Annotated in this window: 10 protein-coding genes and 1 other annotated feature; of the genes, 3 read left to right on the forward strand and 7 right to left on the reverse strand. The window is 40.3% G+C overall.

All coding sequences use genetic code 11. The features are described 5' to 3' along the window. The first annotated feature begins 20 nt into the window (after positions 1-20). Positions 21-1172 (forward strand): MFS transporter, encoded by a 1152-nt coding sequence (locus QH639_RS01345; protein WP_259419494.1) that lies wholly within the window; start codon positions 21-23, stop codon positions 1170-1172. Positions 1173-1208: 36 nt separating this feature from the next. Here QH639_RS01345 and QH639_RS01350 read toward each other — a convergent pair whose 3' ends face one another. Then, positions 1209-2393, reverse strand: coding sequence for an oxalate decarboxylase family bicupin (locus QH639_RS01350; RefSeq protein WP_281115569.1), 1185 nt, complete (start codon positions 2391-2393; stop codon positions 1209-1211). A 254-nt stretch (positions 2394-2647) separates the two neighbouring features. Next, positions 2648-4090, reverse strand: coding sequence for an aminotransferase-like domain-containing protein (locus tag QH639_RS01355; protein WP_237898022.1), 1443 nt, complete (start codon positions 4088-4090; stop codon positions 2648-2650). A gap of 110 nt (positions 4091-4200) precedes the next feature. On the opposite strand from QH639_RS01355, the gene QH639_RS01360 reads away from it, so the two are divergent. Further along, the gene (locus QH639_RS01360; protein ID WP_054550253.1) at positions 4201-4803 is read left to right on the forward strand and encodes a LysE/ArgO family amino acid transporter; all 603 of its coding nucleotides are present in this window, start codon (positions 4201-4203) and stop codon (positions 4801-4803) included. A 42-nt stretch (positions 4804-4845) separates the two neighbouring features. On the opposite strand, the gene ileS is transcribed toward QH639_RS01360, so the two are convergent. From ileS to QH639_RS01380, 4 genes are all read right to left on the reverse strand, one after another. Continuing rightward, complete coding sequence (gene ileS / locus QH639_RS01365; protein WP_237898023.1) at positions 4846-7938, reverse strand: isoleucine--tRNA ligase; 3093 nt, start codon at positions 7936-7938, stop codon at positions 4846-4848. 61 nt (positions 7939-7999) lie between these two features. After that, positions 8000-8238 (reverse strand) — a binding site (T-box leader). A 165-nt stretch (positions 8239-8403) separates the two neighbouring features. Further along, positions 8404-9378 (reverse strand): DUF3221 domain-containing protein, encoded by a 975-nt coding sequence (locus tag QH639_RS01370; protein ID WP_131520124.1) that lies wholly within the window; start codon positions 9376-9378, stop codon positions 8404-8406. Beyond that, positions 9371-9889, reverse strand: coding sequence for a sigma-70 family RNA polymerase sigma factor (locus QH639_RS01375; RefSeq protein ID WP_227744868.1), 519 nt, complete (start codon positions 9887-9889; stop codon positions 9371-9373). Before QH639_RS01375 ends, QH639_RS01370 begins: the two co-directional genes overlap by 8 nt. Positions 9890-9950: 61 nt before the next feature. Further along, positions 9951-10394 (reverse strand): Lrp/AsnC family transcriptional regulator, encoded by a 444-nt coding sequence (locus tag QH639_RS01380; RefSeq protein WP_004227844.1) that lies wholly within the window; start codon positions 10392-10394, stop codon positions 9951-9953. Positions 10395-10535: 141 nt separating this feature from the next. On the opposite strand from QH639_RS01380, the gene QH639_RS01385 reads away from it, so the two are divergent. Next, positions 10536-11120, forward strand: a complete 585-nt coding sequence (locus QH639_RS01385; RefSeq protein WP_131520122.1) for a DJ-1/PfpI family protein — start codon at positions 10536-10538, stop codon at positions 11118-11120. A gap of 55 nt (positions 11121-11175) precedes the next feature. On the opposite strand, the gene QH639_RS01390 is transcribed toward QH639_RS01385, so the two are convergent. Next, positions 11176-12666, reverse strand: coding sequence for an S-layer homology domain-containing protein (locus tag QH639_RS01390; protein WP_259419498.1), 1491 nt, complete (start codon positions 12664-12666; stop codon positions 11176-11178). Positions 12667-12837: the final 171 nt, after the last annotated feature.

Consider the following 12837-nt stretch of genomic DNA (forward strand, 5'->3'; position numbering starts at 1 on the left):
AATGGAGGTACGGAAATTATATGAACAATCAACGATGGCTTTCTCAGAATTTCTTTACATTTTTTATCACTTGGGGCATTTTCTTACCCTACTGGACAGGTTGGCTGGTGGATGCGAAACATCTAACCGTCTCGCAGGCAAGTGTAGTGATGGGCTGTGGGCTCCTAGCTCGTGCCACATCCAATCTCTTCTTCTTCCCAACACTTGCAAAATACGTACACAATAAACGACTCATTACAATTTTAGCAATAGGCTCGTTGCTAACTGCCTTGCTCTATATTCCAAGCTCAGGCTTTACAGCATTATTAATCGTGACCATTTTATTTAGTGTTTTTTACCCAGCGCTATTACCTGCTGTGGAAAGCAGTGCCGCTACGCTTGTGCAGTATGGCAATATTCATTATGGTAAAAGCCGTTCCTATGGTTCATTTGGCTTTGTCATCGCTGTTTTAATTATTAGTATGCTGACAGGCATTTTTGGAAAGAACATCATCTTTTGGAGCATGATTATAGGGTTGGTGGGCATGTTACTTATGCAACAATTAGCAACACCAAAGGAATTACTCGTAGTACCAACAAAAGAACAGCGTGCAAAATCATTGTCGATGAAAACACTATGGACTATCAAAGGCTTCCCGATTGTTTTATTCATCGTGATCTTGCTACAGGGTGCACATGCCTCCTATTATAGCTACGGTTATATTTATTTAGAAGATTTACAGGTTGATCCATTCTATATGGGTATGATTATTAATATCGCTGTTATTTGCGAAATTCTTTACTTTATGAAGGCTGATACGTTATTGACGAAATGGCGCTCATCATCCTTATTACTCTTAGCAGCGAGCGGCTCTTCCCTACGTTGGTTACTTATCTTTTTGTTCCCAAATGTCTGGGTATTTATCGCTTCGCAAACCTTGCACGCATTATCCTTTGCATTAGCACATTTTGCCTTTATTCGCTACTTAACAAAAGCGCTACCAAAGGAACAAATCCCCAATGCACAAGGTTTATACTCTGCATTAGCTATGGGCTTAAGTACCGCCATCCTTACATTTTTAGGTGGCTATTTATACGAAATATCACCAGGTCTGTCCTTCGCAGCCATGCTCATTTGTACAATACCAGCCATCGCTATTTTGCTAATGACACGCAAAAAATATCAATATTAAACAAAAAGCAGGTGGAGAACTTCCCACCTGCTTTAATTATTTCGGATAATAGGAAAAACCAGGATATTTTACAACTGGCCATTTTTCTTTTCTGAGCGCTTCAAGCAGCTCAGGACCGACCTGTAAATTACTTCGCACCAATTCTGTCGGCGTTAACGCCATCCATTGATTTAAGGACACATCCTGGAATCGATCACTTTTAAACATTTCTAAAAACCATAATGGCTCTGTTCCAGTATTTTCAATATAATGCCCCGTCGCAAATGGGACATAGCCAACATCTCCCGCCCGATAATCAAATGTTCGAGCCGTTCCATTCCCTGTGAAAACTGTCATACGGCCTTTTCCTTGCAGATAATATTGCCATTCATCGTTGTTAGGATGCCAATGCAACTCCCGCATCGCCCCTGGCTCAATTTCCACCAGTGCAGCCGCGATATTTTTAGAAATTGGAAAATTAGTAGAATCGACAATGCGCACACTGCCTCCAGGTGTTTTTAATGGTGGCTGTGCCAACAGACGATGTTTAAAGGTTTGCGGAACCTCCCCATAAGGAGATTGCACTTTTTGAGAATCAATTGGCCCCGGAACCTGATCCTGATAAATATATACTTGTTCATTCGGGATGTGATCGAAAGCATTGATAGGAACCCCAAAATTCGCTGATAACACTTCTTTTGGCGTATGAGCAAACCAATCCGAAATTGACAGTGTATTCAGATCAGAGAAATGCCCATCATCAAATACTAATAAAAATTCACAGCCGTCCTCAAGTCCTTGAATGGAATGAGGAATGCCAGGTGGAAAATACCATAAATCACCAGGTCCCACATCCGCTATAAAGTTACAACCATTCTGATCAACAGCCGTAATGCGAGCATGACCAAGCAGCATATAAGACCACTCTGCCTGTTGATGCCAGTGCAGCTCACGTACGCCCCCTGGTGTCAAACTCATATTCACACCCGCCAAAGTCGTAGCAATCGGTAATTCACGAACCGTAATTTCCCGTGACCACCCACCTTGATTTAAGGTCATATGCGTGTCTGAAAACGAGAATCGTAAATTTGGAATCAAGCCCGCATCAGTCGTTGGTGGCACTAGCATATCAGGATTTTCGAGATCCCTCATAATATCCCGTGGCCCTTTATCCACCCCTCCAGCCCCATCACCTCGAATAGGCTGAGGCACCTGAAAATAACCCGGTGGCAAATTTTCCAATCATTCACCTCTTTATGTTTGTAATCAAAATAAAATACTTCTATTCTTCTAAAATGTATGGATAGACGGCTTGGATTATTCACTTTCTTTTCTGTCAGTGGGTTGGCTGACTAAGCATAGATACTTTATTGAGAGAGGAGCTTGCTACATTGATCACTTTTCGCTAATTTTGGAGCGGGTTCTTCAGTTGTTTGATCACTTCTCAACCTATTTAGAGCAACCTCCTACCGTTTCCCTAACTTCAGGGCAAGTCCTTACTTACTCTTTCGTCCAATAGCCTCCACCGCACATTCATGTAGGATTTGTAAGCCTTCCTGTAATTCTTCATAGGTTGCATAGGCGTAGGATAGACGAATATGATGAAGATCTTGTGGATCGTAGATATAGCCGGGATTGATTAATACTTGCTGCTGCAACAGCTTCATAAAGAAGTCTTTATCTACAAGCGGCTCATGAAACTTGAGCCAAATATAAAAGCCTCCTCTTGGTTTGCTCCAATTCGCCACATCTGTAAACTTCTCCTTTAAAAGCTGTTCTGTAAAATCGGCTCGCTCCTGTAATTGTTGACGTAATCCTGCGAGATGCTTTTCATATTTTCCTGATTGCAGCCAATGTAGGACAATTTCTTGAGAAATGGCACTTGAGCCATAGTCTGTTTGCATTTTTATATCGGCTAACCGCTCAATGACAGTGGTTGGACCAATGAGCCAGCCAATGCGTAGCCCAGGGCTTAAGGTTTTAGAGACGCTACCAATATAAAGAACTTGTCCGCTATTGTCCATGGCCTTTAGCGGTGGTGATGCCTCTTCAAAAAGCAATTCATGATAAACATCATCTTCTACAATCGGAATGCGTGATGCCTGACAGGCTTCATATAGCTGCTCTTTTTCTCGTGTTGTCCACACATGACCTGTTGGATTATGTAAAGTAGGTATGGCATAAAACACGGCTTGTTTCTTTCGTTTCCTTTGCGCCAATGTTTGAGCAAGCTGTTCATCACGATCAATGCTAATCATTTGCATGCCAACCGACTGAAAAGGGTGAACAGAATTTAAATAAGAGGTGGGCTCCTGAAACACAATAGACCCTTGCTCTAATAAGCCAACAGCAATCAATTGAAGTGCCTGAAGAGCACCTGAAACAATACAGACGTTTTGAGGCTCAGCGGGAATGCCTCTTTTTTGAACATATTTACAAATAGCTTTACGAAGCTGCTCATTGCCTTGTGGCGAAGAGTAGCCTAATGCTTTGGGTTGAAAGGATAGCTCTCGCAGTGAAGCTTCTATTTCCTCGGTAGGCAACAAGCTGGGTGCTAGCTCTCCTGTTCCTAAACGAATTACATCCTCACGCTGTTCGTATTCATTAATTAATTGGATGGTGTGGTAGTTTGGCTTGTGGATGCTTGTTTCGATATAAGTTTGCCAGTTCGGCTGTGTTTGTTGGATTAGTGCATGCCAGGAATTGTGCGTAACATAAACACCAGAGCCTACCTTTGCTTCAAGAATGCCCATTGCTTTTAATTCCTCCAAAGCCTGCTGAACTGTGCTACGATTCACATCGAACTGCATGGCCAGCTGTCTTTGGGTAGGTAGTTTTGTCCCTGCTGCCCAGTCTCCTCGCTCCACATTGGCTGTTATCCACTGTACAATCTGCTGCTGTAATGTATTATCACTTCTTCTATTCGGCTGCCAGCTCATGTTCCTTCTCCTTCCATGCAATAAAATTGGGTGGATAAAAAACCATCCAATTGGTCGTTTTCTTTTAGTTATACCATATCTAAAATAAGTAAAGAAAGGAGGAATGGTCATTGGAAGCTTTTCTTCATGGGATCATTTTAGCATTTGGACTCATTTTGCCATTAGGCGTACAAAATGTTTTTGTTTTTTCACAAGGTGCTACACAACCAAGTTTATTACGTGCTTTGCCAGCAGGTGTGACAGCTGCGATCTGTGATACACTGCTTATTCTACTTGCGGTATTCGGTCTGTCATTAATAGTTCTACAGTTTGAGTGGTTGCGTATCACTTTAATGACTATTGGTATCATTTTTTTACTTTACATGGGCTATAGCATTTGGCGTTCAAATCCAGCAAACACTGAAAATAGCGAAGCATTGCCTATAAAAAAACAAATTCTCTTCGCACTCTCTGTATCACTTCTAAATCCACATGCTATTTTAGATACAATCGGTGTTATTGGTACAAGCGCATTAAAATATAGTGGAACCGAGCAAATAATGTTCACTGTTGCTTGTGTGTTCATTTCCTGGCTATGGTTTTTCGGTCTCACATTGACTGGCGCCTCGTTCAAAAAACTAGACGGCTCTGGAAAATTGATGCGACTATTTAATAAATGCTCCGCCGTCTTTATTTGGGCAACAGCATGTTATCTCGCAAGTGGCTTATTTTAACGTACATAGAAAAAGCTCAGGAGGTAACCCTGAGCTTTTCTTTTATAGAGTAACAAATAAAGTGAGCTTTTCATTAAACAATGACGTCTCAATGGATTTTGCATGAGGCCATTGCTCACCATAATGAATAGCTTTAACTAATACATTTTCTTGTAATAAAGCTTCGTGCTGCTGAATCATGAAAAGTACCCCTGCACTACCATTAAAGGCAATCGATACATATTGCGCCACTGGTAGCTGCCATTTTTTTCGTGCATCTTGTATAGTACGAATCAATTCTCGTATTTGCCCTTCTTGTAGTAAGCTCTCTGTAAGTTGAACATTCATCAAGACACGGCAAGTGCCATCCTCCGCTAAAATATAATGGTCCTTGACGATTGATTCAGCTATTACATGTTCTCTTAATAATGTTAGCTGTTGACCGTCCATCATGAGATCCATAGTTTCATGATGTTGTAGCCTTTGTTTCTCTTCCTCTGTTAATGCCAACACATACTCTTTTACTTGATGAACCTTTGGACCAAATGCCGCTCCCGCTGTTTTAAAATTCAATTTATAATGCACGCTTTCATAGGCTGAAAAATCATGTGTCCATCTACAAGCTTTGATGTTTAACTCATCCTGAATGAGTTCGCTATAGGCTTGGTAATCCGACAGTTCACCTTTTAGGGCAACAATGAGTTCACTTAAAGGCTGCTTGACCTTTATTCCCTGACTATTGCGAATGCTACGTCCAAGTTCCACAACTGTTAAGACCGTTGCCATTTCTTGTTCAAGCTTCACATCCACTAGCTGATCGTCGAATATTGGATATTCCTCAAGATGAACACTTTTTCCACATAGTTGACGGTAGATATCCTCTGCTATAAATGGTGTAAACGGTGCTATTAATTGACAAATGGATGTCAGTGCCTCGTAAAGTGTGCTAAATGCACCTCGTTTATCTGCTGTCATTCCATTTGCCCAAAATCTAGCACGTGAACGACGTATATACCAATTGCTTAATTCCTCCACCAATTGACCAATTTCTCTTGTAGCCTGTGTAAATTGATAATCATCCATAGAGGTTATGACAAGCTGGATAGTGTGATGTAAGCGGGACAATATCCAATGATCTAGCTGTGAACGTGTACCTGTATTTGTAGCATCATACGTAAAGTTATCGATCTGGGCATACATGTCATAAAATTTAAACGTATTGTCGAGTGTATCCACCAGCTTAGATTTCGCATCTAAGACAATTTTCTTCGAAAAACGCTTTGGATTCCATGGTGAGCTATCAACTAAAAATGCCCAACGTAGAGCATCTGCTCCATACTCCTGGATTAACTCAACAGGCTCTAATGCATTGCCTTTACTTTTGGACATCTTCTGTCCATGCTCATCGAGTACATGCCCTAACGATAGCACATTTTTATAAGGTGGTTTTCCTGTAAACAAGGTCGATACTGCTAATAAGCTATAGAAAAATCCTCGCGTTTGGTCGATGCCCTCAATGATCACATCTGCTGGAAACTGATGATGAAAGTTCGCTACGTCTTCAAAAGGATAATGCTGTTGGGCAAATGGCATCGAGCCACTGTCAAACCAAACATCGATAACTTCAGGTGTACGTTTCATGTCGCCCTGGCAGACAGGACAGGTACAGACAATGGCATCTATAAATGGCTTATGGAGCTCTAATTGTTCTTTGACAGCTCCTTTGGCTAATTGTTGTAGCGCTGCAACACTGTTAGGTGCCTCCTCATGATTGCAATCCTGACAAATCCACACATTGAGTGGTGTTCCCCAATAACGATTACGACTAATATTCCAATCCACTAAGTTTTCTAGGAAGTTGCCAAATCGTCCATCCTTAATATGGCTAGGGTACCATGTCACCTGCTGATTATTTTGTAAAAGCTGCTCTTTTAATGCCGACATTTTGATAAACCAGCTATCTGTTGCATAGTACAATAATGGTGAATCACAGCGCCAGCAATGCGGATAGCTATGCTCATATTTTTCTTTAGCAAATAAAAGCTCTTTTGCTGCAAGCATTTTAATGATATCGACATCACAATCTTTCACAAATCGTCCAACAAGCTCAGGTACTGCTTCTGTATAACAGCCTTTAAGATCAACTACATTGACAAAGGACAAGCCATGTTGCTGCACCGTTTTATAATCGTCCTCTCCATAAGCAGGTGCTATGTGTACAATTCCTGTTCCACTATGCTCTGTCACATAATCTGCCATGACAACTGCATGCCCTTTATCTACCTTTACATAAGAAAATGGTGGTTGATAGGAAACACCCGCAAACTCATGCCCATCATGCTCACTTACTATTTCTACAGGCTCTGTAAAAACCTTTGATAACAACGATTTGGCTAGTATATAGATGTTGTTTGCATGCCTTACACGGACATATCGAAGAGCAGGATTCATAGCCAAGGCTACATTGGCTGGTAATGTCCAAGGCGTCGTTGTCCAGCCTAAGATATATTCGTCTCGATCCTCTAGCTTAAACATTGCAGTAACGGATAAATCCTTAACATCCTTATAGCCCTGTGCCACTTCATGAGAGCTTAAGGAAGTTTGACAGCTAGGGCAATAAGGTGAAACGCGATGTCCTTTGTATAACAGTTTTTCCTTGTGAACATGGCTTAAAATATGCCACACAGATTCAATATAGTCATTACTTAATGTTAAGTAAGGATCATCCATGTCAAGCCAGTAGCCAAGCTGCTCTGTAAAAGTACGCCATTTTTGCTCATAGGTAAAAACGCTCTTCTTACATGCTTGAATAAATTGCTCCACCCCATAGTTCTCAATCTCCTGCTTTCCTGAGATTCCTAATGCCTTTTCTACCCCTAATTCCACAGGCAACCCATGTGTATCCCAACCTGCTTTGCGTTCAACTAAATAGCCTTGCATTGTTTTATAACGTGCCACCACATCTTTTATGGTTCTACCAAATGCATGGCCGACATGTGGTAAACCATTCGCTGTTGGGGGTCCCTCATAAAATACAAAGGGCTGCTGTTCAGCACGATTAATTACGGATTTTGCAAAGGTCCCTTCTTGCGCCCATAATGTACGAATCCTTATTTCTCGTTCAACCGTTGTTTCTTTCTTTTGTTCTTTCTGCATATTAGTTCCTCCTATACAAGTAAATTTGTATAAAAGGCATACAAAAAACCCCGTCCCAAGGAAAAGGGACGGGGTTAACCGCGAATACCACCCTAATTCTATTGACACGATGGCCAATAGCACTCAGCAACGTACAATCATACGTGTTCTTTTTAACGGTAGACACCCGGATTAGCTTACTCCATTCAGCTAATCTTCTCAGAGAGGATTTTCATATAACACCTGCACACCGACTTCCACCAAATGTCGGCTCTCTGTAGAACAAAGTGAAACACTACTCTTTCTCATCAACGAATTTGTATGCTTTTATTGTCCTTCATCTTAGCAAATTACCAATTGTCTGTCAACGGTGGACAATCTTAAAGAATTTCGTTGAGACAAGTGGCAATACTTTGATGGAGATCAGCATATTGTGGCTGCTGAATGATTTGAATCAAAAATGTTTTACTATTGAATAGCTTCTTGTTAGTGAGATTCCTTTACTATTACTATTTTCATCTCTACGATATCCTTATAATCAATGAATGGCTGAGCATCATCGTTCCCAATCGACTGTCTATACTGAACTTCTACTCGATCACCAACTGATAGTGTTTTCGGGACATCCACTAGAGGGAACCATGTACCATTACTGTGTTTTTGCACTAATTCATCGACAGATTTTTGACCAACCTCGCTAGCCAAGACGCCTGAGACAACTAAAAATTCATGTTCCTTAATCGCTAAGACGGTTCCACTTCTGATGAGCTTCATTTGGCTGTCCTTTTCAGGGATTTTATATTTTTTTCGTAAGGCGGCAATGTCTTTATGATAATGTTGTTCTAAATAATTCATGGCTTCTTGCTCGACAAGCCATGTACGAATGGGATTACTTACATCCTTATAATCGGCTTGACTTGCCTCCCATAATAAGTCAAATGTAGCCATTTTATAGGCAATTGGCTTGCCATAGTTCTCGATAAACCCTTCGTTTGTGACTTGCAACATTTGCAGAAGCTTATCATAAGTTGGCCGAGTATCATCCTCATAGCTCCACTCTTGCATGAACTGTTCGAGTGCCTTATCTACTTGCTCTTGTGTAGGTACTAGTTTTTTCGATTGCGCATAAGCAAAGGTCGATTCAAAATATAAAAAATTATCAAAGCTTGCCTTATATAAACGATTCTTTCCGTTCATAAAAGAATCAAGTTGTAAATATAGCTCTAAAATCCGCTCATCTAATACGGGTGGAATAGTAGAAGCTTGCTGTTGTTGTTCATTATATTGCTGATATATAAACAGCCCTATGCAGACACTTAAAATCATAGCCAAAACACCATATGGCCAACGTTTTGCAGATTTTTTTTCTTGGCGTTGCTGTAAATGCTGAACCACATTTGCCATCACACGCTTTTTACTTTCTGATAAATCCCTTACTACACGAGCATCCATTTTACTCATGCAGGAGCACCTCCCATTCAACATGCTGTAATTGTAGCTTCAATAACTCTCGCCCACGACGTAGCCTTGTTTTGATGGTGCTTTCAGGAATCGTTAACAGCTCTGCAATGTCTACCACAGACATTTCTTCAAAATAAAAATGTATAATGACCTCTCGCTGTTTGAAAGGGAGAGCTAGAATCGCATTTTCAATCAAAGTACGTTCATCTTGCTGTACAAGCATATCTCTTCTCATAACGGTTTGCTGCGGAAAAATCTTCTGTTGCACTTGAATTTTCCGATAGGTCCAGCTACGTAAATAATCTTTACTTCGATTACTAACTAATTTTGATAAATACGCCTTTAGCTCCCCACGTTCCTCATAGTTTTGCTGATTATCATAGAACTTAATAAAGACATCCTGTACGATATCTTCAGCACTTTGTAAATCTCTAACATAGTAAAAGGCAAGACGAATAAGCCTCTCTGTATGCTGTTCCATTATTCTTTCCAGTTCATGAATTAGCAACATTCTTCCTCCTCTCTACCCTGTAAACGGTGCTCACGGCTTCGAGGTTTGCCTTTTTTGTCATTTACTCCAAATCATTGTCAGCAAATGGTGTAATCACCTGTTTTTCCGTTGAAGATAATACGATATTAGTAGAAGGTGTGCCATAGGGCATAGCCGCATCAATAAATTGTTCCAATGTTTCTACTGAATAGGTCGCTAATTTAACAATATAGCTAATTTCCCCAGCCACTCGATAACATGCCAAAACATCAGGATGAGCATTACAAAATGAAGAAAGACTTTTACAATCAATGGACTTAAATAAAATAATGGCTTCAATCGTACGCTCCATCTTTTTCAGATTTACCTTTGCATGATAGCCTTCAATTACACCCTGCTCCTCTAGCTTTTTGACTCTTTCAATAACGGCAGGAGAGGATAAATGAACGGTAGTGGCTAATTCCTTCATCGAGATTTTGGCATTTTGCTGTAACTGCTGTAAAATTTGTGTATCAATATGATCCATGGTCCATCACCTTTCTAAATAAATTATTTATGACATAATACCTTTTCAAATAAAGTTTTTCACCTAAAATCCATTATACAACGTATGTAATCTTTTCTCCCTTTTGTTTACAATAAAAGCAATAAAGGAGGCAAAATAAATATGAAAAAAATATTGTTACTATTAGCAAATGGCTTTGAAGCGGTGGAGGCAAGCGTATTTACCGATGTGCTCGGGTGGAATAAGTGGGAAGGTGATGGTACAACAGATGTGGTTACGGTCGGCCTGCATGAACAGCTGGAATGCACCTGGAATTTTAAAGTCACTCCTGAAAAATTGCTCCATGAAATTGTAGTAGAGGATTTTGATGCATTAGCGATTCCTGGAGGCTTTGAGGAAGCTGGTTTTTATGAGGATGCGTTTAGCGAGGAATTTCAGGCAGTCGTTCGCCACTTTGATGAACACAAAAAACCGATTGCAACAATCTGTGTAGCTTCTCTTATTTTAGGCCACAGTGGAATTCTTCAGCATCGTCAAGCAACAACCTATAATCATCCAACAAGTAAACGTTTAGCACAGCTAAAGGGCTATGGCGCAACAATTGTCAACAAGCGCATTGTGCAAACTGATCATATCATCACCTCCTCCAATCCAGGAACAGCCTTTGATGTTGCCTTTCGCTTACTAGAAACTCTAACATCTGCTCCAAACACAGCGAAAGTAAAAGAATTAATGGGCTTCCACTAAAGCATAAAAAAAGTAGGCTTACACCAATATACTTGGCATAAACCTACTTTTTGTATTATTTACTTACTGGTGCTGTTTCGGATGCACTCAAATCCATTTCCTTTGCATTGTCTAGCACATCTTTTGGAATCGTAATTGTCGTTACCGCATTGAAATCATGATATTTGATCGTTGTTTGCTGCCTTGTTTTGATCGAATTGCCTTCTACTTGCATCTTTAATGTCATATCCATAGCAATTTCTTCTACATCGAATGTTTCTTTATTAATCAATAATTTATATGTGAGACCATCAAAGGAAATATTGCCTAATTGTGCCTCTAGATCCGCTTCCATTCCTAAATCCATTGCGCCAAGTTGCTGCTTCACTAGCTCTGTGAATTTATCGCCAGAGCCTTTTAATGTTAATTCATAACGATTTGCTGATTCTACTAATGTAAAATCTTCGGCAAATGCTTGTAGCATCTCCAATTGTTCAGTTGCATCTGTCTGCATCCCTGTTTGGCTCAGTACATCTTCAAATAATTGTTTCGGGAACTTTACCCAGGCCTTTTGTTCTGCCTCATACATATACATACCATCTTTAGCCGTCATATACATTTTAATCGGCAAATTAATCGCTTCACCACTTGTTGGATCTGTTAAAGCCATTGAACCATCAGCAAAGAATTGCATTGGCTCTGTAACAATTTCCATCTTCATGTTGCCTTTAGAATCCATTTTCATAGTTTCCTTACCATCGTTTGCCTCTACTGTCTGAGAGATCGTCATGGTAGCCTTCATGCTTTTTAGCTCTTTTTGCTTGGCTAATGTTTTCGTAAATACTTCCTCTAACAAAGCACTATCCTTTGTTGTAGTAGGCTGTTCTTCTGTTACTTGCTCCTCTTTAGGCTCTTCCTCTTTTACTTCCGTTGTAGGCTGTGTATCTTCAGCTAGGCCTAATGCGTTCACAATAAATGTTGCTAACTGACCACGAGTAACATTTTTATCTACGCCAAATTCTGTGGCAGTTACACCCTTCGCAATGCCTGCCTCATACAGAGCTGTTACTGCATCTGCAAATGGACTATCTTGCTGTACATCTGTGAATGGACTTTTACCTTCTGCTGTTAAACCTGCAGCCTCTGCTACCATTACCGCCATTTGACCACGAGTAATTGTGTCATCTGGACGGAATGTATCATCCTCATAGCCTTGTACAACGCCAAGATTAACTAATGTAACAATCGCTTTATAGTATGGGCTAGATGAGTCAACATCCTTGAAATTCGGATTCTCGACAGCCGTATCCGTTGTAGTTAGATGAAAAGCACTTGCGATCATCTTTGCTGCCTGTCCACGTGTTACATCCTTTGAAGGCTTAAATGTACCATCTGGAAAACCATTAATGATATCTGCCGCATGCAATGTGGAAATACTATTAAAATGCGCATAATCCTCACTCACATCTGAAAATGGACTAGCCGCCGATACAGGTACTACTGCAACAGCAGTAACCGCCATTGCCGCTGTTGCCGCCGTATAAAACTTATGTTTTTTCTTTGTCATAATCAATCGTCCCCCGTTTATGTAAATTTAATGCTTACCTATTAATTTTAGCGAAAGAATTGGAAAAATGCTAGGTTCATTGGAAATTAAATTATAATTATCCATTAAATCCGTCATTTGGTGCTATTTATACATATTTTGGTCACTTCTATCCATCACTCTCGTAATAAA

It is taken from the genome of Lysinibacillus sp. 1 U-2021 (genome assembly GCF_029916965.1).
Lineage (GTDB): Bacteria > Bacillota > Bacilli > Bacillales_A > Planococcaceae > Lysinibacillus > Lysinibacillus capsici.

Excerpts from the sequence above, each read along its gene's own strand:
- QH639_RS01370 (WP_131520124.1), bottom strand. The coding sequence starts at position 9,378 with ATGAGTAAAATGGATGCTCGTGTAGTAAGGGATTTATCAGAAAGTAAA.
- QH639_RS01380 (WP_004227844.1), bottom strand. The coding sequence starts at position 10,394 with ATGGATCATATTGATACACAAATTTTACAGCAGTTACAGCAAAATGCC.
- QH639_RS01355 (WP_237898022.1), bottom strand. The coding sequence starts at position 4,090 with ATGAGCTGGCAGCCGAATAGAAGAAGTGATAATACATTACAGCAGCAG.
- QH639_RS01390 (WP_259419498.1), bottom strand. The coding sequence starts at position 12,666 with ATGACAAAGAAAAAACATAAGTTTTATACGGCGGCAACAGCGGCAATG.
- QH639_RS01385 (WP_131520122.1), top strand. The coding sequence starts at position 10,536 with ATGAAAAAAATATTGTTACTATTAGCAAATGGCTTTGAAGCGGTGGAG.
- QH639_RS01345 (WP_259419494.1), top strand. The coding sequence starts at position 21 with ATGAACAATCAACGATGGCTTTCTCAGAATTTCTTTACATTTTTTATC.
- ileS (WP_237898023.1), bottom strand. The coding sequence starts at position 7,938 with ATGCAGAAAGAACAAAAGAAAGAAACAACGGTTGAACGAGAAATAAGG.
- QH639_RS01375 (WP_227744868.1), bottom strand. The coding sequence starts at position 9,889 with ATGTTGCTAATTCATGAACTGGAAAGAATAATGGAACAGCATACAGAG.